This window comes from Flavobacterium sp. Flavsp81 (assembly GCF_059491325.1).
On the sequence record NZ_CP168505.1, the window covers coordinates 70,211 to 92,715 of the forward strand.

Genomic DNA, 22,505 nt, shown 5'->3' on the forward strand with positions numbered 1-22,505 from the left:
TATAGTACTTTCTTTATCAATACAGGCAAGTCTCTAATTTTAACTATGTTAAATTCTGCAAATGTAATTATTTACTCTATGATATATTTATTTATGAAATAAATTATATAAATCCTATGTCGCCTTCAATGTTGTCCATTACTAAATATTAATTTAATCTTTTGGTCAATAATATTACTTGATCTTAAAATAACTTCAGGATTTTAATGCTTATTAGAGAATATTTGAATAGAATGCGTTAAGTAATTTAAAATCACAACTTATTGATTTTTAGATATTTGAAATTATAATATTTTACCGTTTGCGTAATAGGTAAAGTGTTTTAGTTTTTTTTTTGAAGTACATTCATCAGTTTTGCAGCTGTTTAGCATTAGAAAAAATAGTAGTTTTTTTCATGCAAAAAATAGCTTAAAATACTGTTTTGTTAACTTCTTTGTTTGAAAATAAGATTTCTTTTATAAGAATTCAAAAAAACTCAAATCATTTTTATTGGACTTTAATAAGTCAAATCCCGAGGTTTCAATTTATTTTCATAAAGGACAGCATCGAAAGTTTTCATTTTTGGCAGTGTAATAAATATAGGTAATTTCATATTAAACAGAAATAACAAAGTGGTCTTTGAATTTTAGCCACTATAAAAAATTTAAGATCCGTGAAGATCTTAATTACTTTTTACAGAATTTTAATTATTAATTATATGGGGAATTTTACTTTTTTGAAAATTTTAACGACAACCGGAAAATGGACTTTGAATATACTTCTGGTCTGTTTTTTATTGTTAGTAAGTGCTAATAAAAGTTTTGCGCAAGCAGGAAAAGATGGTACATTAACAGTAACAGTTGCAAATACTGTGTTAAACAGATATACAAGAGTGACTGCCGATGTATTAGCTGGTTCTAATACAGTAACAGTGACGAATATAGCTGAATTAAACCGGGATGGAATTTCATATTTGCCGGCAGGTTATGTAACAAATGCTGCTGGGTTTTCATCCAATACTTTGGCTACCGGTGATTTAATCATGTTATATCAGGCACAAGGGGCAATTATTAATTCTACTAATACAATAGCTTACGGTGATGTAACAAATTACAATAATGCAGGATCTTATGAGCTCGCATATGTTAGTAGTGTTGCCGGTAATGTTATTACGTTAAGTTGTAATACCCGTTTATCTTATTATGCAGCCCGATATGTTCAGGTTATAAGAATTCCACAGTATACCACATTAACAGTTACCAATCCGGGAACTATAGTTGCCGTTCCTTGGGGTGCACCTGCCTTTGGTGGGGCAGATGAGTCGGCTATAGAGAGAAGAAGAGGAGGCCTTGTTGGAATTCTTGCAGACAATATTGTTAATAATGGATCAATAAATGCAAATGATGCTGGTTTTAGAGGAGGTACGAGAGAAAATTTTACTTCTGGTGCAGGGGGTAATTTTTATACCGACTTTAGGACTACAGATGCTGCTTTGTCTGCTGAAAAAGGAGAAGGTATTGCCGGTTACAGAACAGATTATGATACCTCATTTGGAGGAAGATATGGTAGAGGAGCAGCAGCTAATGGCGGCGGCGGCGGTAATGCGCATAATGCCGGTGGTGGTGGAGGTGCCAATGGAGGTGATCCTTTAACTTGGTTTAGAGGAGCAGGGGTAATGAATGATTTTGGTACCTGTGGTACTCCGGGTGCCTGGATTTTAGATCCAAATTATATTGCAAATGGAAATGCATTAACCAATTCTTCCGGTGGAGGAAGTGGTGGATATACTTATTCGGCATCAAATTTAAATGCCTGTACTGTGGGGCCATCCTATCCTGCAGGTTTTATCTCAGCAGGTGTTCCCGCAGCAGATGTTTCTAATGCTACATGGGGTGGAGATTATAGAGATGCAGTAGGGGGAATGGGAGGAAGACCTTTAACATCAACCGGCATGCAAAGTCAGATTTTCTTTGGTGGTGGTGGTGGAGCCGGGGACGGAAATAACAGTGCCAGTGCAGATGGTGGAGATGGTGGAGGAATAGTTTTCTTAATCGTTGCAAATGATATAACAGGCAGCGGTACCATACAAGCTAATGGACAAAATGGATTTAATACAATCGGAGGGCATAATGATGCTCCCGGTGGTGGTGGTGGTGGTGGAACTGTTTTAATAGAGGCATCAACACTGGCAAATACCATAAATGCAAATGGAGGAAGCGGAGGTAATCAGTTAATTACTGGAGCTGAAGCCGAAGGCCCTGGTGGAGGTGGAGGTGGAGGTGTAATCTCTATTAAAGCTACTACAGATTCATCTGCTAAAACAATCCTTGGTGGTATAAATGGACAAACTAATTCCTCATCAGTTACAGAGTTTAAAGCTAATGGAGCAACTAGCGGAAATAGTGGGTCTATTTTAGCTATTGCAATTACTTTGAATTCATCTGTTTGTCAGACAGATTTGCAAATCGATAAAACAGTAAATAATACTACGCCTAATGTAGGAGATAATGTAACCTTTACAATTACTGCCAAAAATAATGGTGCTAATGATGCTACCTTAGTTTCGGTAAACGATGTGCTTCCTGCGGGCTACACCTTTGTGAGCGCAACGCCGTCCGTGGGAACATGGACAGCACCGAACTGGGCTGTCGGCAGCCTTGCCAACGGCGCCAGTGCAACGCTGAGCATCACCGCTACGGTAAACGCTGCGGGTTCTTACAGCAATACGGCAACGATCACAGGCAACGAGCCTGATCCGGTCCCTGGAAACAATACATCGACTACAGTGCCGGTGCCTGTTGCCCAGTCCGACCTTAGTGTGGTCAAGACAGCCAGCAGCGCTACGCCGAATGTAGGATCGAATATCACCTTTACGATCACTGCGGCCAACAACGGACCAAGCACTGCCACGGGAGTTTCGGTAAACGACGTGCTTCCTGCGGGCTACACCTTTGTGAGCGCCACGCCGTCCGTGGGTACATGGACAGCACCGAACTGGGCTGTCGGCAGCCTTGCCAACGGCGCCAGTGCAACGCTGAGCATCACCGCTACGGTAAACGCTGCGGGATCCTATTCCAATACGGCAACGATAACAGGCAACGAGCCTGATCCGATCCCTGGAAACAATACATCGACTACAGTGCCGGTGCCTGTTGCCCAGTCCGACCTTAGTGTGGTCAAGACAGCCAGCAGCGCTACGCCGAATGTAGGATCGAATATCACCTTTACGATCACTGCGGCCAACAATGGAGCGAGCACAGCCACGGGAGTTTCGGTAAACGACGTGCTTCCTGCGGGCTACACCTTTGTAAGCGCCACGCCGTCCGTGGGAACATGGACAGCACCGAACTGGGCTGTCGGCAGCCTTGCCAACGGCGCCAGTGCAACGCTGAGCATCACAGCTACGGTAAACGCTGCGGGTTCTTACAGCAATACGGCAACGATAACAGGCAACGAGCCTGATCCGATCCCTGGAAACAATACATCGACTACAGTGCCGGTGCCTGTTGCCCAGTCCGACCTTAGTGTGGTCAAGACAGCCAGCAGCGCTACGCCGAATGTAGGATCGAATATCACCTTTACGATCACTGCGGCCAACAATGGAGCGAGCACAGCCACGGGAGTTTCGGTAAACGACGTGCTTCCTGCGGGCTACACCTTTGTGAGCGCCACGCCGTCTGTGGGAACATGGACAGCACCGAACTGGGCTGTCGGCAGCCTTGCCAACGGCGCCAGTGCAACGCTGAGCATCACCGCTACGGTAAACGCTGCGGGTTCTTACAGCAATACGGCAACGATCACAGGCAACGAGCCTGATCCGGTCCCTGGAAACAATACATCGACTACAGTGCCGGCGCCTGTTGCCCAGTCCGACCTTAGTGTGGTCAAGACAGCCAGCAGCGCTACGCCGAATGTAGGATCGAATATCACCTTTACGATCACTGCGGCCAACAACGGACCAAGCACTGCCACGGGAGTTTCGGTAAACGACGTGCTTCCTGCGGGCTACACCTTTGTGAGCGCCACGCCGTCCGTGGGTACATGGACAGCACCGAACTGGGCTGTCGGCAGCCTTGCCAACGGCGCCAGTGCAACGCTGAGCATCACCGCTACGGTAAACGCTGCGGGATCCTATTCCAATACGGCAACGATAACAGGCAACGAGCCTGATCCGATCCCGTCAAACAATACATCGACTACAGTGCCGGCGCCTGTTGCCCAGTCCGACCTTAGTGTGGTCAAGACAGCCAGCAGCGCTACGCCGAATGTAGGATCGAATATCACCTTTACGATCACTGCGGCCAACAATGGAGCGAGCACAGCCACGGGAGTTTCGGTAAACGATGTGCTTCCTGCGGGCTACACCTTTGTAAGCGCCACGCCGTCCGTGGGAACATGGACAGCACCGAACTGGGCTGTCGGCAGCCTTGCCAACGGCGCCAGTGCAACGCTGAGCATCACCGCTACGGTAAACGCTGCGGGTTCTTACAGCAATACGGCAACGATAACAGGCAACGAGCCTGATCCGATCCCGTCAAACAATACATCGACTACAGTGCCGGTGCCTGTTGCCCAGTCCGACCTTAGTGTGGTCAAGACAGCCAGCAGCGCTACGCCGAATGTAGGATCGAATATCACCTTTACGATCACTGCGGCCAACAACGGACCAAGCACTGCCACGGGAGTTTCGGTAAACGACGTGCTTCCTGCGGGCTACACCTTTGTGAGCGCCACGCCGTCCGTGGGTACATGGACAGCACCGAACTGGGCTGTCGGCAGCCTTGCCAACGGCGCCAGTGCAACGCTGAGCATCACCGCTACGGTAAACGCTGCGGGTTCTTACAGCAATACGGCAACGATCACAGGCAACGAGCCTGATCCGGTCCCTGGAAACAATACATCGACTACAGTGCCGGTGCCTGTTGCCCAGTCCGACCTTAGTGTGGTCAAGACAGCCAGCAGCGCTACGCCGAATGTAGGATCGAATATCACCTTTACGATCACTGCGGCCAACAATGGAGCGAGCACAGCCACGGGAGTTTCGGTAAACGACGTGCTTCCTGCGGGCTACACCTTTGTAAGCGCCACGCCGTCCGTGGGAACATGGACAGCACCGAACTGGGCTGTCGGCAGCCTTGCCAACGGCGCCAGTGCAACGCTGAGCATCACCGCTACGGTAAACGCTGCGGGTTCTTACAGCAATACGGCAACGATAACAGGCAACGAGCCTGATCCGATCCCTGGAAACAATACATCGACTACAGTGCCGGTGCCTGTTGCCCAGTCCGACCTTAGTGTGGTCAAGACAGCCAGCAGCGCTACGCCGAATGTAGGATCGAATATCACCTTTACGATCACTGCGGCCAACAACGGACCAAGCACTGCCACGGGAGTTTCGGTAAACGACGTGCTTCCTGCGGGCTACACCTTTGTGAGCGCCACGCCGTCCGTGGGTACATGGACAGCACCGAACTGGGCTGTCGGCAGCCTTGCCAACGGCGCCAGTGCAACGCTGAGCATCACCGCTACGGTAAACGCTGCGGGTTCTTACAGCAATACGGCAACGATAACAGGCAACGAGCCTGATCCGATCCCGTCAAACAATACATCGACTACAGTGCCGGTGCCTGTTGAAGTTCCTGCAATTACAATTGTGAAAACAGGAGTGTTGAATGACACTAATGGTAATGGTTATGCTGAAGCAGGAGAGACTTTAACATATAGTTTTTCGATAACAAACACAGGAAATGTAGATTTGAAGGACATATTAGTTTCTGATCCACTGCCAGGAATTGTTATAAGCGGAGGTCCAATTGATTTAGCTGTTGGTCAAAGTGATGATTCTTCAATTACCGGAACTTATACTTTAACTCAAGCAGATGTGAATTCTGGCAGTATAAGCAATCAGGCAACAGTATCAGGAATTACAAACAGTGGGATAATTGTTGAAGACAAATCAGATTTTAGTGATCCTGAAGGAGAAAGACCAACTGTTATAGAATTTAATGGTTGTGTAATTAAAATCTTTAATGCTGTTTCTGCAAATGGAGATGAAAAGAACAAAAGGTTCTATGTACAAGGTTTAGAATGTTATCCTGATAATACGGTGGAGATATATAACCGTTGGGGAGTTTTAGTATTCGAAAGAGATCACTATAATAATAACGACATTGCTTTTAGAGGTATTTCAGAAGGTCGTGTTACTATTAAAGACTCAAACGGATTACCTGAAGGTACTTATTATTATATCATTAGATATAAAGATAAACAATCCAAAACGCAGCGACAAGCAGGCTATTTATACCTTACCAAGTAATACACTATACAAATTAAATGGCTTGGTGAATGCCAAGCCATTATTTAAAAATAAAATAGATGAGAAAATTAGTTTTAGTTTTATTGTTTTGTTCGGTTGCAGGTTTTGCTCAGCAAGATGCGCAGTTTACACAATACATGTATAACACCATAAATATAAATCCTGCCTATGCCGGTTCAAGAGGAGTCATTAGTGTTTTTGGACTTTATCGTACACAGTGGGTTGGATTGGATGGCGCACCGGAAACAAGCAGTTTTTCGGTAAATACACCGGTTGGCGGTAATGTAGGACTTGGAATTTCATTAGTAAATGATAAAATTGGTCCCACTAATGAGAACAACCTATCGGCTGATTTTTCATATTCGATACCAACATCAGCAAATGCTAAACTTTCTTTTGGTATCAAGGGATCAGCAAATTTATTCAAGCTGGATCCTACAAAATTAGCACCGGAAGATCAGGGAGATCCGCAATTTCAGGATTTAGAAAATAAATTTTCACCGAATATTGGTGCTGGTGTTTATTGGCATACTGATAAGGCTTATATAGGTTTGTCAGTACCAAATTTCATTCAGACAAATCACTATGATGACAATGATACGGCGATATACAAAGAGCGCATTAATTACTATTTTATTGCAGGTTATGTATTCAATTTAGACAAATATGAAATGATAAAATTTAAACCGGCATTATTAACCAAAATGGTTGAGGGTTCACCGCTACAAGTAGACGCATCTGCTAATTTTATGTTCAACGATAAATTTGTACTGGGTGTTGCTTACAGATGGAGTGCGTCTGTGAGCGCATTGGCTGGATTTCAGATAACTGACAGCTTGTATCTGGGGTATGCCTATGACCATGAAACAACTAAATTAGCAAATTATAATTCCGGATCGCATGAAATATTCCTGCGTTTTGAATTCTTAAATAAATATAGCAGAATAACTTCACCTAGATTTTTCTAATTATGAAAATTAAAAATTTAATTTATAGCGTTTTTTTGTCTTCTGTCTCTTTTTGCGGAATAGCTCAAAAGGCAGTCTTAAATAAAGCAGAGAAGGAATACAATCAGTATGCATATATAGATGCAATTTCTATTTATGAAAAAGTGGCCGAAAATGGATATAAGGATGAAAAGATGTTTCAGAGGTTAGGAAATGCCTACTATTTTAATGCAGAGCTAACAAAAGCTGTAAAGTGGTACGACGCCTTATTCTCTTTAAACAATCAGCAGGAACCTGAATATTATTACAGATACGCCCAGGCCCTTAAATCTGTTGGTGATTATACTAAATCAGATAAAATGCTCGAAGCTTTCAATGAGAAAGTCAAAACCGATAGAAGAGGGCTTTTATTTAATAATAATAAAAATTATTTAGAACAGATTAAGTTAAATTCCGGAAGATTTGATGTAACAGACGCTGGTATTAATTCAAAACAGTCAGATTATGGAAGTACGGTATTCAATAATAAATTAGTATTTGCTTCTGCACGTGATACTGCAACTTTAGCAAAAAGAACATTTAAATGGACAAACAGGTCTTTTACTAATTTATATGTATCGGAACTAAAAGAAGATGGAAGTTTAGAGAATCCGGTTCGATTGCAGAAAAAGATTAATTCAAAATTCAATGAATCTACTCCGGTTTTTACCAAAGACGGGAAGACGATGTACTTTACAAGAAACAACTATTTAGGAGGAAAAAAAGGAAAGGATACCAAAAGAATTACATTGTTAAAGTTATACAAAGCTGATTTTGTAAATGATAAATGGACAAATATTATAGAACTGCCTTTTAATAGTGATCAATTTAGTGTCGCGCATCCAGCTTTAAGTGTAGATGAAAAGAAACTATATTTTGCATCTGACATGCCGGGAAGTTTTGGACAATCAGATTTATATAGTGTTGTAATTAAGGATGATGGTACATTTGGTCAGCCTGAAAATCTTGGTCCGACAATTAATACAGAAGGACGCGAAACATTTCCTTTTATATCAGGAGATAATGAACTTTATTTTGCAAGTGACGGTCGCCCGGGATTAGGAGGACTAGATATTTTTGTTGTAAAAATCAATGAAGGTGCTGTTTTTGATCAGATACAAAATATCGGAGAACCAGTAAATACAAAATTTGATGATTTTGCCTTTATAATTAATAATAGTACAAGAAAAGGATTTTTCTCTTCAAATAAAGAAGGCGGTATAGGTAATGATGATATTTATAAGTTCACAGAAACTAGAAAGCTGGATTGTGAAAAACAATTATCAGGAATCATAGCAGATTCTGAAACTAATCAGGCTGTCGATGGTGCAAAAGTAATTTTACTGGACGATAAATTTCAGGAAATTGCAGAAACTACATCCGGGACAGATGGTACTTACACTTTTGACGTAAAATGTAATAAAACATATTATATAAGAGTTGCAAAAAAAGACTTTGAAACTAATGAAAGTCCAATTACCATTCAACCATCAAATGATAAACCGGAACTGGATGTTAAATTACAAAAACAAATCAAGCAGATAGGTGTTGGAACTGATTTGGCTAAAACTCTTGAAATTCCTATTATTTATTTTGATTTGGATAAATCATTTATTCGTACTGACGCAGCTTTTGAGCTGGAGAAAGTTTTAGCCGTACTGAAACAGTATCCGCAAATGAAAATAGATGTTCGTTCTCATACTGATAGCAGACAGACTGAAAAATACAATATGATTTTGTCTAACAAAAGAGCCAAAGCTACAATAGAATGGTTTGTAAAAAAGGGGATTTCTGCTGCAAGATTAAAAGGAAGAGGATATGGAGAAAGCCAACTCGTAAATAAATGTTCAGATAATGTACCTTGTACAGAAGAAGAACATCAGTTAAACAGAAGAAGTGAATTTGTAATTGTTTCAATGCAGTAAGAACCTTTTTAATAATTTAAATAGCTACAAAAAATGAATGTCCCCAAAAGTTAAAACACTATTGGGTGCATTTTTTTATTGAAATAAAAATGAAGAGCTATTATTAATTAAAACTTTATTTGTAAATGAAATTTTAAAAACTATCATTCGAGAAGAAATTTGTCCGTCATATTATTTTAGCTAACAACTACTATTAGAATTTAAAAAGGAGAGGTCTTTCATAAATTAAAATATTGAAGATTATGAGATATGTAAATAAAATCACTTGGATACTTATTTTTATAGGAACTTATTTTTGGGCTAAATTAATAATAAAATTTATAGGTCTAATATTACAAAAAATATTAGATTGTATTTTTTCGAACAATTAGGTTTTCCGTATTGAAAAAGATATACAAAAATAAAAGTCAGTTTGTGGCAATTGAAGGCACAGTTGCTTTTTACAAAAGAAGATGCCAATACCATTTTTTCTTATTCAATTAAAACTAAGGTCAGCCAATATAGGAATGATCTGATTTATATGGAGCATTCTATTACGTCCAAAGTCATTTGATTTTTTGAAGGTTTTTATTTTAATTTAGCTAAACAATATTTAGACGTTTAATAAAAACCAAAATGTACTTCCCAATCCTAAATTACTTTCTACTCCAATCGTACCGTTTTGTGCTTCAATAAAATCCTTGCATATTGCAAGCCCTAAGCCTGTCCCGGATTTATTACTGCCGGGGATTTGAAAATATTTATCAAAAACTTTGTCTTTATATCTGGAATCTATCCCTTTTCCGCTATCAATCACCTGATAAATAACATGTTGTTCATCTATCTTTTTTAATCTAATTGTAATTTTGCTTTGTGATGGCGAATACGTTATTGCATTGGTTAAAAAATTTATCAAAACCCAGCACGTTTTTTCATTATCAGCATTTATATCGGGTAAGTTTTTATCGGCTTCAATAACCAGTTTTATTTGTTTTTGATCTGCTTGTACTTTTACCGCTTCGACAGCATAATTTACAATATCATAAGGGTTGCTTTTTTCAATATTCAACTGAATATTCCCGGTTTCTAATTGAGATAGATTGAGTAATTCGCCTGTGATTTTTAATAATCGCTGACTGTCATCTTTAATACTTTCGACCAGCTGTTTCTGATCGTCATTCAGATCACCCGTTTTGGCATTTTCAAGTAATTTAAGACTTAATTTTATAGAAGCAATTGGTGTTTTTAATTCGTGTGAAACCGTTGCAATAAAATTAGTTTTGGCAAAATCAAGTTCTTTGAATAAAGTAATATTTCTCAGGATAATTACATCACCTATATTAATTTCTTTTTCTTCACCTGTGGGTGTTATCGTGATGTTGAGAATTTCTTTATCAAAATAACTTTCTTTTCCGTGAGCAAAAATTTTAAGAGGCTGTTTTTTTGGAGAATCAGTATCGTCTTTTAAAATTAATGAACGAATCAGGTCATTTGTCGAGGCCAGAGCAGAAGCAGATTTACCAATGATATCCTCTAATTTCATTCCGATAATCATCAGTGCTTCATCGTTCATAAATAAAACAATGCCTTCATTATCCAGTCCAATAATAGGATCGTGCATATTATTGATCAGCGTTTCCAGTCGTTTTTTCTCAAAGAACAATTTGTACAAATTACTGTTGTTGTATTCCTGAAGTTTCTGCGCCATCGTATTAAATGATTTTGCCAGATCACCATATTCATTATGATTGGTAAAATGCACACGTTCAGAATAATTTTTATTGGCAATTTCCTTGATACTCAGCGTTAATTCCTTAATTGGGCTGGCAATATTGTTTGGTAAATTAACCAGTAAATTAAAAGCAATCAAAAAACACAGCGTTCCCACAATAGCAATCGAAAAATTGGCAGTTTCGGCGGTACGTTTGGCAATATCACTTTTTTGTTTTATCGCATCCAAATTGAGTTTCATAATTGCAAAAATATCTCGCCTGATTTGCATTTTTACTGCTTCATCAGCTGTGTTTTTTTCTAAAAGAGTAAAGTTTTTTTTAAGATTATCCGTTACTTTTTTCTCACCGGATTCGGTTATGTTCTGAGTTTGATTCTGCAGATTTTTTTTAAAAGTAATAATCGCATGATCAGCATCAGTAGAAATTTCGTCTAATGACAAAAGCATGTTTCTGGAATATTCCAACGTATTATAATTGGCTTTCAGAATATTTTCAGTGTCTTTTTTGATTGAAAAAATATAAAAGGCACTCACTAACGAGAGTATGATAATCATTAAAAATAATAATCCAACTCCCAGATTCAATTTGGTTTTAATTCTCATGATGTCATTGCGAGGAACGAAGCACTCGAGCTCCAGCGAACTGAGCGTAAGCTAATCTCATCCTCTAAATTTAATTATTGTTTTATTTTTTGTGAGATGTTATCTGTGAGATGTAAAATGTACTTTCTCCGACTTCCCCAACCATTTTACATTTTACAAATAACATTTTACATTTAAGATAAAATAACAAGGTCTACATTCGATAAAGACAGCTTATTTAGCAAGCGTCTGAAAATAGTTGTAGACAAAATTACTTTAAATAAATTCAAATGCGGTTTTCCGATGCAGACAGTTGTAATTTGTTTTTCTTCAACCGCAATCAGGATCGCATCAGCGATATTTCTATGCTCTATTTTAATCACTTCTGCACCTAATTGTACCGCCAGTTTATAGTTATTGATTAAATGGCGTTGTTTGTCCAGTGCAATTTTGGTACTGCTTTCTTTCGGCGTTTCTACATATAAAACATACCAGATTCCGTTGTAATAACTTGCCAGACGCGCTGTTTTTCGGATTACAATTTTAGCCGTTTTGTCATTACTGCTAATACATGCCAACAGTTTTTCGTGTTTTAAAGCGTGCAGCGGAGGAACTTCACTTTCGACTTTTCGAACAACCTGACTCGCCACTTCTTTCAAAGCCAATTCACGCAGTTGTAAAATTTGTTCCGACTTGAAAAAGTTCGTTAAAGCTGTCTGGATTTTATCTGCCGTATAAATTTTTCCTTCTTTCAAACGCGTAATCAAATCTTCGGATGTCAAATCGATATTCACGACTTCGTCCGCCAGACGCAAAACATTATCAGGAACCCGTTCCTGGACATCAATGCCGGTTATGCGTTTTACATCTTCATTCAAACTCTCAATATGCTGAATATTCACAGCCGAAATCACATTGATTCCCGCTTCAATAATTTCCAAAACATCCTGCCAGCGTTTTTCGTTTTTGCTTCCTTCAACATTTGTGTGCGCCAATTCATCAATAATAACCACTTCTGGACGGAGGTTGATAATTGCCTGCACATCAAGTTCTTCGAGTTCTTTTCCTTTATAAAAAATAGTCCGCCTCGGAATCACAGGCAAACCAGCCAAAAGCTCATGCGTTTCCTTCCGCATATGCGTTTCGATATAACCAATTTTTACATCGATTCCATTCTTCAACAACGAATGGGCTTCCTGCAGCATACGAAAAGTTTTGCCCACACCGGCGCTCATCCCAATGTAGACTTTAAACTTTCCTTTTCGTGATTTCTGAATTAAATCTAGAAAGTGCTGTGCATTATTTTCTTTTTCCTTATCCATTGGGACTTGATGAAAATTTCATTTGGTTATTTTTTAAATTTAGTTATTAATAATTAAGCTTTCATTAAGTTAAAAGCTTAGTTTTTTTTATTTACTTCAACTCATCCAAAGCAATATTCAAAGCCAGAACATTGATTTTCTCTGTTCCTAAAATGCCCAAAAGAGGTTCTTGTTTTGTTTTTTCAATTAAAGCTACTACTTTATCAGCAGAAACATTACGTGTTTTAGCAATACGATCCACTTGTGCTTTGGCGCCAGCTACAGAAATGTCCGGGTCCAGCCCGCTTCCGGAAGCCGTTACCAATTCTGATGGAACTTCGCTGCGTTTTACCGTTGGATTTTTCAATAAAAAAGTATCGATTCGGGTTTTTACTTCGGCTAAATAGTCGGGATTGTTAGTTCCTTTATTACTTCCACCGGAACCTGCAGCATTATAATCACCAGCCGAAGGACGTGACCAGAAATATTTATTATCTGTAAATTTCTGGGCTACATTAATATGGTAATTTTTTCCTTTTGAAGTTACGATTTCGCCTTTTCCGTGATTAGGTGCAAATTGTGCAATTCCAAGAATACTCATTGTGTAAACTCCGGAGAAAAACAAGGCACAAAAAAGAGTTAATCTAAGGGCGGGCATACTATTTGTTTTCATTTTTTTATGTTTTAATGTAAAATGTTATTTGTAAAATGTGTGATGTTCTTTGTAAAATATTGATTTTGGATATATTTTGCATTTAGCTAAAACCATTTTACATAAATATAGATACTAGTAAATCAATCAGTTTAATCCCAATAAACGGAACCAAAACACCGCCAAGTCCGTAGATAAATAAGTTTCTTCGTAACAATGCCGAAGCTCCAATTGGTTTATACGCAACACCTCTTAGCGCCAGCGGAATCAAAAACGGAATTATTATGGCATTGAAAATTACCGCAGATAAAATGGCAGTTTCAGGACTGTGCAATCCCATGATGTTTAATCCTTGCAAAGCTGGAATCGCTGTGATAAATAACGCTGGGATAATGGCAAAATACTTTGCAACGTCATTCGCAATTGAGAACGTAGTAAGGGTTCCGCGTGTCATCAAAAGCTGTTTTCCTATTTCTACAATCTCAATAAGTTTCGTTGGGTCATTGTCTAAATCGACCATGTTTCCGGCTTCTTTAGCAGCCTGTGTTCCACTGTTCATGGCAACTCCTACATTGGCTTGGGCCAAAGCTGGAGCATCGTTTGTTCCGTCACCCATCATGGCAACCAATCTTCCTGCAGCCTGCTCTTTTTTGATGTAATTCATTTTATCCTCAGGTTTCGCTTCGGCAATAAAATCATCCACGCCGGCTTTTTCCGCAATAAATTTGGCTGTTAACGGATTATCTCCGGTAACCATCACAGTTTTGATACCCATTTTGCGCAAGCGTTCAAAACGTTCTTTCATTCCCGTTTTAATGATATCCTGCAATTCAATTACACCTTGTACCTGATTGTTTTTGATGACTACCAACGGTGTTCCTCCGTTTGAAGAAATTGTAATAACTTGTTGTGCTGTATCTTCAGGAAAAGGGTTTCCTGCTTGCTGTGCAATATTTTTCGCCGCATCCTGAGCTCCTTTTCTAATGTTGGTTCCGTCTTTTAAGATTACACCGGAAGTTCTGGTTTCTGCAGTGAATTTTATTGTATGTGAAATGTTTTCAGTAAGAAGTAAAATGTCTGATTGCATTTTACCATTTGCATCTAACATTTTACTGAGCTCAAGAATACTTTTTCCTTCCGGAGTATCATCTGCCAAAGAACTCAATACTGCTGACTGAATAAATTCGTCATGAGAAATTCCTTTTGAAGGGTAAAAATTCGTTGCTTTTCTGTTTCCAATCGTGATGGTTCCTGTTTTATCCAAAAGCAAAACATCAATATCACCGGCAGTTTCAACTGCTTTTCCGGATTTTGTAATTACGTTGGCACGCAAAGCCCTGTCCATTCCCGCAATTCCAATAGCAGATAATAAACCACCAATTGTTGTTGGAATCAAACATACAAAAAGCGAAATAAAGGCAGCAATAGTAATAGGAGTATTGGCGTAATCAGCAAAAGGTTTTAGTGTAACCGTAACAATAATAAAGACTAAAGTAAAACCTGCCAATAATATGGTTAAGGCAATTTCGTTTGGCGTTTTCTGACGGCTTGCACCTTCTACCAAAGCAATCATTTTGTCTAAAAAGCTTTCGCCCGGTTCTGAGGTAACAATTACTTTTATTTTATCTGACAGTACTTTTGTACCACCGGTTACAGATGATTTATCTCCACCGGATTCTCTGATTACAGGGGCACTTTCGCCTGTAATGGCGCTTTCGTCAATAGTTGCCAGACCTTCAATAATTTCACCATCAGTGGCGATAATATCACCGGCTTCGCAGACAAAAATATCTCCTTTTTTAAGCTGTGCAGACGAAATAGTCTGTCCGTTTTCCAGTTTTGCAGGTGTTTCTTCCCTTGTTTTTCTTAAACTGTCGGCTTGTGCTTTTCCTCTGGCTTCGGCAATGGCTTCGGCAAAATTGGCAAAAAGCAAAGTTGCCAGCAGAATTAAAAAGATGGTGAAATTGTAACTAAAACTTCCTTGCGAATTTTCTCCGGACAGAATCCAGAGACAAACAAAAAACATTACGATAGTTCCAATCTCTACTGTAAACATTACAGGATTTCGGAACATTATTTTTGGGTTTAGTTTCACGAAAGACTGTTTAAAAGCCTCGCTGACCAACTCTTTTTGAAATAAATTATTTTGAGATGCACTCATGGTATTTTAATATTTAGATTATTCCTGATTTTTAACACATAGAAACATAGTCTTAAACCTAAAAAAGGCATTTCATTTTTACTTAAAAACTCATAGACTATGTGAAAAACCAGAGTTTTTTTAATCGATTTCTTTAGTAAAAAATCTATGTTTCTATGTGTCAGAAAAAAAAGACATTCAAATTGTTAGTTTTTTATTTTTATTTCACAGAAAAATATTCAGCAATTGGGCCTAATGTTAAAGCCGGGAAGAACGATAAAGCAGCTACGATCAGGATTACCGCAAAAACTAATAATCCAAAAGTTGAAGTATCTGTTTTTAAAGTTCCGTTGCTTTCCGGGATGTATTTTTTCGAAGCTAAAATTCCGGCAATCGCAACAGGTCCGATGATTGGCAAATAACGTCCTAACAGCATTACAATTCCGGTTGAGATATTCCAGAAAGGAGTATTGTCTCCTAAACCTTCAAAACCGCTTCCGTTATTGGCAGATGATGAGGTAAACTCATACAACATTTCTGAGAATCCGTGATAACCCGGATTTGCCAGCCAGCTGGATAAACCCTGAGGATTTCCTGCATATAAATTACTTGCCAAAGCAGTTCCAGCCAAAATCAGGAAGGGATGAAGCAAGGCAATAATCATAGCGATTTTCATCTCTTTGGCTTCAATTTTCTTTCCGAGGAATTCGGGAGTCCTTCCAACCATTAATCCACTGATGAAAACAGCCAGAATAATAAAGATGTAGAAATTTAAAAATCCAACACCAATTCCGCCATAAAAGCAATTAATCATCATTCCTAAAAGTGTTGTCATTCCTGCAATTGGAGTCATGCTGTCGTGCATGGCATTTACAGAACCGTTACTGGTACAAGTGGTATATGTTGCCCAATTGGCCGAGGCAGCAGATCCAAAACGAACTTCTTTTCCTTCCATGCTTCCCATATTTTGGGCAATTCCCATATGAGAAATGGCAGGGTTTCCATTCATTTCACTAACAATTGTCGGGATCAATAAGAACAAAAATCCTAAAGTCATGACACTGTAAATTGTCCATGATAATTTTTTTCGTTTTAAGACAAATCCAAGTGTAAAAATCATCGCAATCGGAATCAAAACTATCGAAACGTTCTCAACAATATTCGTTAAGTAATTAGGGTTTTCCATTGGGTTGGCAGAGTTCGGACCGTAAAATCCACCGCCGTTAGTTCCTAGTTGTTTGATGGCTACGAAAGCAGCTACAGGTCCACGGCTTACGTTTTGTTCGTTACCTTCAAGAGTTGTGATTTTATCTTTTCCTTCAAAAGTCATTGGAGTTCCGTTAAAAACTAAAATCGCAGCAACTATAATAGATAAAGGCAATAAAACTCTGGTACACGAACGAACAAAAAAGCTGTAGAAATTCCCTAACTGAGTGGTTGTTTTTTCTTTCATGGCAACAAAAACCATAGCACAAATTGCCATCCCGCAGCCGGCACTGATAAACTGCCAAAGCATTAGCGATAATTGTCCCAAGTATGAAAGTCCGGTTTCTCCTGAATAATGCTGCAAGTTGGTATTGGTGATAAAACTTACGGTGGTATTAAATGCTAAATCGCCTGTCATTGATGGATTTCCATCCGGATTTAGAGGTAGCCAGGCCATATTGGTCAAAACCAGCATCGAAATAATAAACCAAATAAAATTAATAGACAATAGCGCTATTAAATGCTGTTTCCAGGTCATTTCGATGCTTGGATTGATACCTACGGCTTTATAAAATAATTTATCAATTGGGTCGAAAATTTTATCGAGCCAGGTACTTTCATAATTGAAAACCCTGCCGATGTAACGACCTAACGGAATAGCTAAAAGCATAACTAATCCGTACATAACAATAATTCCTAATATTTCTGTGTTCATGATTTGATTTTAGATTTTAGAATGTGGATTTTAGATTTTTTTGCCACTAATTCCGCGAATTATTCACGAATTTTTTTTAAAATAAATTAGAGAGAATTTGTGCAATTGGTGGCTAAATTTTTATACGAATCAAAATCAACAGTCTTAAATTTTCTGGTTAAAATTTTTCAGGTTTGATTAAAACATAACCGATGTAAATAAAAACGGCGATAGCGATGATAAATAATAGTGTCATAATTTAGATTTTTTCGAAAATAGAAATTATTTTAAAGAAACCGACAAACAGCAAAAGCCCGGCTGCGATTAAGATTAGGGTCATCATACTCCGGAAGTATTAACTTGTTTGATATATTTCGCTTTAAGCGATTGAGGAAAAAGATGTGAAATATTGCAGTGGCACATTTCCATAAAAGAAGAAACCGAGAAAATATACACATTAGAAATAGCATTTTTAGTTTCAATGCTTCCGGGAATAAACAAACGTTCAGCAAGAGCCAGACATTTTTTTGCACGGACGATATTACCTGAAATGATTGATTTTTTGGTAATCTCGGCAAAGCGTTCGGCTTGTTTGTAGATTGAGGTGACTTGATTTTTCATTAGAAAGAATTTTTATGTTCTTCTCTCTTATGCCAAAAGATGTTCCGAAAAAGGAAGATTGAAGCTAAAGTGCCGTCAATAAAAGAAATGTAGTTTTTTGCCAAAAATAAGGCAAAAAAAAGCCTATCAAAATGATAAGCTTTTATTGAAATGATAGGATGATTCAATTAAAAATTAAAAATTTGAAATTGCTATTGAAATTTGTCATTGATATTGAATACTGTACTCGTCTAACTTTCTGTATAAAGTCGCAATTCCGATTTCGAGTAAACGGGCAGTTTCGGCCTTATTGCCTTTGGTATAATTTAAAACCTTCTGAATATGCAGTTTTTCGACACTCTGCATCGAAAAAGCCGACATAGTTTTGGATGCTTTTTCAGGCTGATACTGCATTTCGTATGGCAAAACGTCAAAAGTTAAAATAACATCATTACTTAAAATAACCGAGCGTTCAATGATATTTTTGAGTTCCCTGATGTTTCCCGGCCAGGAATAGTTTTCTAATTTCTGAAGAAAATCATCTGAAATTTCTAAAGTTTTTTTATTGGTTTTTTCAGAGAATTGCTTCACAAAATAAAATGTCAAAGGTGCAATATCTTTAATTCTTTCTCTTAACGGAGGGAGTCTTATTTCGAAAATATTCAATCGAAAGTATAAGTCGGAACGAAAACGATGTTCTTCGCTTTCCGTTTTTAAATCTCTGTTTGTTGCTGCAATTAATCTGAAATTTGATTTTTTTGAAGTCGTATCACCAACCGGAATATATTCGCTGGTTTCTAAAACCCGTAATAATTTGGCTTGCAATTCGATTGCCATTTCTCCAATTTCATCCAGAAATAAAGTACCGCCATTCGCTTCTTCAATAAATCCTTTTTTGTCTTTTAGAGCGCCGGTAAAAGCACCTTGCTTGTGGCCGAAAAGCTCACTTTCGAGAATTTCCTTACTGAAAGTACTGCAGTTTAAAGCCACAAAAGACTTTCCGGCACGATTGCTGTTTTCGTGAATTGCCTGAGCAAAAACTTCTTTTCCGGTTCCGGTTTCACCAGTAAGTAAAACCGTTGAATCTGTTTTTGCAACTTTTTTGGCAAGATCAATAACTTGTTCGATTCCTTTTGATTTTCCTATAATAGTGTCAAAAGAATATTTATCGCCAATACGTTTTTCTAATTGCTGAACTTTTTTCTGTAAATGCACTTTTTCGACCGCTTTGTATAGAAGCGGAATAATTTTGTCATTATCGTCACCTTTTACAATATAATCAAAAGCCCCATTTTTCATTGCCTGAATGCCGTCTGCGATATTTCCGAAAGCGGTAAGCAAAATAACTTCGGTAAGCGGAAAACTTCCTTTGATGTTTTGTAAAAAGTCGACGCCATTTCCGTCAGGCAATTTTACATCACATAAAACAACATCAATATTGGTTTGTTCGAGTTTCTTAAAACCAGATTTTAAATCTTTGGCTTCGATAATTTCAAATCCCTCCGATTTTACAATACGTGCCACCAGACTTCGTAGTTTTTCTTCGTCGTCTATGATTAGAATTTTTCCCAAAATATTTTCTATTTATTAAAAAACACAAATTTAAGATTATTAATGCATTGGATGAGAAAAATAATCATTTGGTCTGTTAACTAAAATATCTTTAAAGTAGAAAATAATTCAAGTGGATATTCTAACTAAGGAAAGGTATAGTCAAGTATTAAATTTAGTCATCCCTTAAATTTTCGCAAAGCTGCATACCGTTAATTTTTATTATAAAATTGGCCCGGACAATAAGTCCGGGCCAAAAATGTAATCGGGTTTTTATTTGTAAAAAAGAATTGTATTTAACTCATCAGAAGCCAATTAAAATGAATATCCAAGTGTTAGCATCCAGTTTCTTGGTGCTCCGGGAAATAGTCGTATGTAATCATAACCTCCGACCCAGTAGGTTTTATTGGCAAGATTGTTAGCATTTAACTGAAGTTTGAATTTGTTAATAGTGTAATACAAAGCCGCATTTGTAACAACATAACCGGGTAAAGTTTGTGTGTTGGTCTGACTCATAGTTCTTGTGGTAACATAATTAGCTCCAAAGGCAACTCCAAAATCTTTCAAAACTCCGTTTGTAAAATTATATCTGGTCCAAAGATTACCTTGGTTAGAAGGCGTATTTGGTTTTTGTCTGCCTACTTCTTCGGCTATAGGACTATCAGTAATATGAGATTCATTATAAGAATATGCAGCCGAGATACTCCATTGAGGTAAAATATTACCCGTAATATCTATTTCGATACCTTTAGAATCTTCTTTACCCACAGCTCTCATTAAATCCGGGTTAGTAGCATCATTGGCCGTATATAATGTGTTTTTTTGTTCAATTTTATAAAGTGCCAGAGTAACAAATAAGTTGTCATTAAACCAGGATGATTTTCCACCAACTTCGATCATGTTATTTTCTAAAGGATCAAAAGGACCTCCGGCATTTGGATTTGCAATAACTGATGCTGTTTGTGGATTATATCCTTTTACGTAGGTACTATAAAGATTGATATTAGGATTTAAGGTATAGGTAAGCCCTATACGAGGAAGAAAAGAATGTTGTTTTACTTTTTCTTCGTTTGGTTTTTCATAATTCGTTCTGTCGATATATTCATCATAACGAAAGCCAATTAATGCCTGCAAAGGCCCCCATTTGATATGGTCCTGCAAATAAACACCGTAAGTTGAGTAATAAGACTGGTCAAATGGCACAGTAGTGTAAAAATATTTACTGATATCCTTTAATTGCTGCGATGAAGATGGGTTAGCTAAATCAAAATGCGCCACATTGGGAACCGGATTTCCTTTTGAATCCAGCAAATAGGCACTTTTATTATTTGGATTGTACGTAGCAATCGCTCCGGTATTACTGGCATTTCTGTATCCTCTTGCCTGTAGCTGAGAACCTCCGGCAGGAACTTGTTCCTGTGCGTAATCATAACCTAAAATTAAATTATGTGTAAGCGCTCCTGTTTCTGCTTTGTAATTCATAAAACTGGCTATGTTATCGATATAGCGTTTTCTTTTTCGCATAAAAACCTGCATCTCAATCTGAGTTGGAATAGTGGCTCCATTACCATCCACTGCATATTTATTTGCGCCGCGATGTTCTAATAAATCCTCATTGTAACCTGTTCTGATATACGAACTGGAAAAACTCAGTTTATCTGTAAATTGATGATTTAAAGATGTTGTTAAAATGTATGTTTCTTCATTTAAATAATCATTTGTTGAATTAAGTGACTGGCTTGTCTTTGTGGAATATAAATCATTTTCATAAGTAGACTGGCCACGATCCAAAACACTTTTTGAGCTGGTATAAATCAAATCCAGATTAACACGTGTTTTGTCATTTGGTAAAAAAGACAGGGAAGGAGCAATCACTATGTTTTTATCAAATTGTAAATCTCTAAAAGAATTAGCATTTTCATAACCAAGATTAAGACGATATAAAAGTGTTTTTTCTTTGTTTAATGGACCGGTAAAGTCCGCTAATGCTCTAAGTGTATTAAAACTGCCGGTAGAAAAACTAAGGCTGTTTGCTGCTTTATCAAGTGGTTTTTTAGTTACCCTGTTGACAACCCCTCCCGGAGAAGCATTACCAAACAGAGCAGAGGAGGGACCTTTTAAAACCTCGACTCTTTCTAAATAATTAGCCAGAGGCTGTTTCCAGAAACCCGTTGAAGTTCGCAGTCCGTTAAGTAATTGTGTATTGCTTTGACCATTTATTCGGAAACCCCTGATGGAAATATCGTCATAAAAGGTAAACTGACTCACACCGCTAAAGTTTTTTACAACTTCTCCAACACGAATGGCGCCTTGGTCCGCTATTAATTCTTTAGTTGCATAAGAAACGGCTTGGGGTAAATCTTTTAATGCAATTTCTGTTTTTGCCCCGATAAAAGATTTAGTGTTTTTATATGACTTTTCTTTTCTACCGGTAATTTCTACAGTTTGCAGCTCATTAATGTTTTCCTCCATTGTGATGGAAAGATTTATTTTTGAATCTTCCTGCAATTCTATTTCTCTTGTTTGGGAAGCATGTCCCAAAGAAGTGAATAAAATAGTGTATTTGCCGGGTTTTATATTGTAAAATTCAAAATTTCCCTGATTGTCTGTAGTCGTTTTTTCGCCGGTGTTTTTTATCGTTACTGAGGCACTAAAGCTTTCGATGTTATTTAAGGATGTTATTTTTCCTTTGATTTCGGTATTTTGGGCTTGAATAAAATTAACAAGGGATAAGAGTACTAAGGTGTAAAAGGATTTCATTATTGAGAATTATAAATTTTTGCAAATATATATTTATTTAGAATAAATAAAAATAAAAACTCAAATAAAACCTACTATAAATTCAATATTGATCTAATCAGA

General features: G+C 37.9%; 12 protein-coding genes. 3 read left to right on the top strand and 9 right to left on the bottom strand.

Translation table 11 applies throughout. The annotated features are described in order from the left end of the window. Window positions 1-697: 697 nt before the first annotated feature. From ACEN92_RS00305 to ACEN92_RS00315, 3 genes are read left to right on the top strand one after another with little or no spacing between them, the layout of a single operon-like run. Window positions 698-6,295, top strand: coding sequence for a DUF7507 domain-containing protein (locus tag ACEN92_RS00305; protein ID WP_495640376.1), 5,598 nt, complete (start codon window positions 698-700; stop codon window positions 6,293-6,295). 59 nt (window positions 6,296-6,354) lie between these two features. After that, complete coding sequence (locus tag ACEN92_RS00310) at window positions 6,355-7,263, top strand: PorP/SprF family type IX secretion system membrane protein (protein WP_495640377.1); 909 nt, start codon at window positions 6,355-6,357, stop codon at window positions 7,261-7,263. 2 nt (window positions 7,264-7,265) lie between these two features. Next, window positions 7,266-9,206: an OmpA family protein gene (locus tag ACEN92_RS00315; protein WP_495640378.1), complete on the top strand. Its 1,941-nt coding sequence runs from the start codon at window positions 7,266-7,268 to the stop codon at window positions 9,204-9,206. Window positions 9,207-9,798: 592 nt separating this feature from the next. On the opposite strand, the gene ACEN92_RS00320 is transcribed toward ACEN92_RS00315, so the two are convergent. From ACEN92_RS00320 to ACEN92_RS00360, 9 genes are all read right to left on the bottom strand, one after another. Next, window positions 9,799-11,520, bottom strand: coding sequence for a sensor histidine kinase (locus ACEN92_RS00320; protein ID WP_495640379.1), 1,722 nt, complete (start codon window positions 11,518-11,520; stop codon window positions 9,799-9,801). A gap of 173 nt (window positions 11,521-11,693) precedes the next feature. Continuing rightward, the gene (locus ACEN92_RS00325) at window positions 11,694-12,821 is read right to left on the bottom strand and encodes a sensor protein KdpD (RefSeq protein ID WP_495640380.1); all 1,128 of its coding nucleotides are present in this window, start codon (window positions 12,819-12,821) and stop codon (window positions 11,694-11,696) included. A gap of 91 nt (window positions 12,822-12,912) precedes the next feature. Beyond that, the gene (locus tag ACEN92_RS00330; protein ID WP_495640381.1) at window positions 12,913-13,473 is read right to left on the bottom strand and encodes a K(+)-transporting ATPase subunit C; all 561 of its coding nucleotides are present in this window, start codon (window positions 13,471-13,473) and stop codon (window positions 12,913-12,915) included. A 97-nt stretch (window positions 13,474-13,570) separates the two neighbouring features. Then, entirely contained in the window at window positions 13,571-15,613 is a 2,043-nt protein-coding gene (gene kdpB, locus ACEN92_RS00335; protein WP_495640382.1) for a potassium-transporting ATPase subunit KdpB, read from the bottom strand. 199 nt (window positions 15,614-15,812) lie between these two features. Beyond that, a complete protein-coding gene (kdpA, locus tag ACEN92_RS00340; RefSeq protein ID WP_495640383.1) occupies window positions 15,813-17,513 on the bottom strand; it encodes a potassium-transporting ATPase subunit KdpA in 1,701 nt (566 codons plus the stop codon). A 157-nt stretch (window positions 17,514-17,670) separates the two neighbouring features. Next, window positions 17,671-17,748: a potassium-transporting ATPase subunit F gene (locus ACEN92_RS00345; protein WP_081491444.1), complete on the bottom strand. Its 78-nt coding sequence runs from the start codon at window positions 17,746-17,748 to the stop codon at window positions 17,671-17,673. A gap of 83 nt (window positions 17,749-17,831) precedes the next feature. Next, window positions 17,832-18,113, bottom strand: a complete 282-nt coding sequence (locus ACEN92_RS00350) for a DUF7674 family protein (protein WP_495640384.1) — start codon at window positions 18,111-18,113, stop codon at window positions 17,832-17,834. Window positions 18,114-18,317: 204 nt separating this feature from the next. Continuing rightward, window positions 18,318-19,667 (bottom strand): sigma-54-dependent transcriptional regulator, encoded by a 1,350-nt coding sequence (locus ACEN92_RS00355; RefSeq protein WP_495642320.1) that lies wholly within the window; start codon window positions 19,665-19,667, stop codon window positions 18,318-18,320. A 291-nt stretch (window positions 19,668-19,958) separates the two neighbouring features. Beyond that, window positions 19,959-22,403, bottom strand: coding sequence for a TonB-dependent siderophore receptor (locus tag ACEN92_RS00360; RefSeq protein ID WP_495640385.1), 2,445 nt, complete (start codon window positions 22,401-22,403; stop codon window positions 19,959-19,961). Between the last annotated feature and the right edge of the window lie 102 nt (window positions 22,404-22,505).

What these genes read in the sequence shown, in the direction of transcription:
- ACEN92_RS00325 (WP_495640380.1), bottom strand. Translation starts at nt 12,821, where the DNA reads ATGGATAAGGAAAAAGAAAATAATGCACAGCACTTTCTAGATTTAATT.
- ACEN92_RS00320 (WP_495640379.1), bottom strand. Translation starts at nt 11,520, where the DNA reads ATGAGAATTAAAACCAAATTGAATCTGGGAGTTGGATTATTATTTTTA.
- ACEN92_RS00345 (WP_081491444.1), bottom strand. Translation starts at nt 17,748, where the DNA reads ATGACACTATTATTTATCATCGCTATCGCCGTTTTTATTTACATCGGT.
- ACEN92_RS00305 (WP_495640376.1), top strand. Translation starts at nt 698, where the DNA reads ATGGGGAATTTTACTTTTTTGAAAATTTTAACGACAACCGGAAAATGG.
- ACEN92_RS00360 (WP_495640385.1), bottom strand. Translation starts at nt 22,403, where the DNA reads ATGAAATCCTTTTACACCTTAGTACTCTTATCCCTTGTTAATTTTATT.
- kdpB (WP_495640382.1), bottom strand. Translation starts at nt 15,613, where the DNA reads ATGAGTGCATCTCAAAATAATTTATTTCAAAAAGAGTTGGTCAGCGAG.
- ACEN92_RS00350 (WP_495640384.1), bottom strand. Translation starts at nt 18,113, where the DNA reads ATGAAAAATCAAGTCACCTCAATCTACAAACAAGCCGAACGCTTTGCC.
- kdpA (WP_495640383.1), bottom strand. Translation starts at nt 17,513, where the DNA reads ATGAACACAGAAATATTAGGAATTATTGTTATGTACGGATTAGTTATG.
- ACEN92_RS00330 (WP_495640381.1), bottom strand. Translation starts at nt 13,473, where the DNA reads ATGAAAACAAATAGTATGCCCGCCCTTAGATTAACTCTTTTTTGTGCC.
- ACEN92_RS00315 (WP_495640378.1), top strand. Translation starts at nt 7,266, where the DNA reads ATGAAAATTAAAAATTTAATTTATAGCGTTTTTTTGTCTTCTGTCTCT.
- ACEN92_RS00310 (WP_495640377.1), top strand. Translation starts at nt 6,355, where the DNA reads ATGAGAAAATTAGTTTTAGTTTTATTGTTTTGTTCGGTTGCAGGTTTT.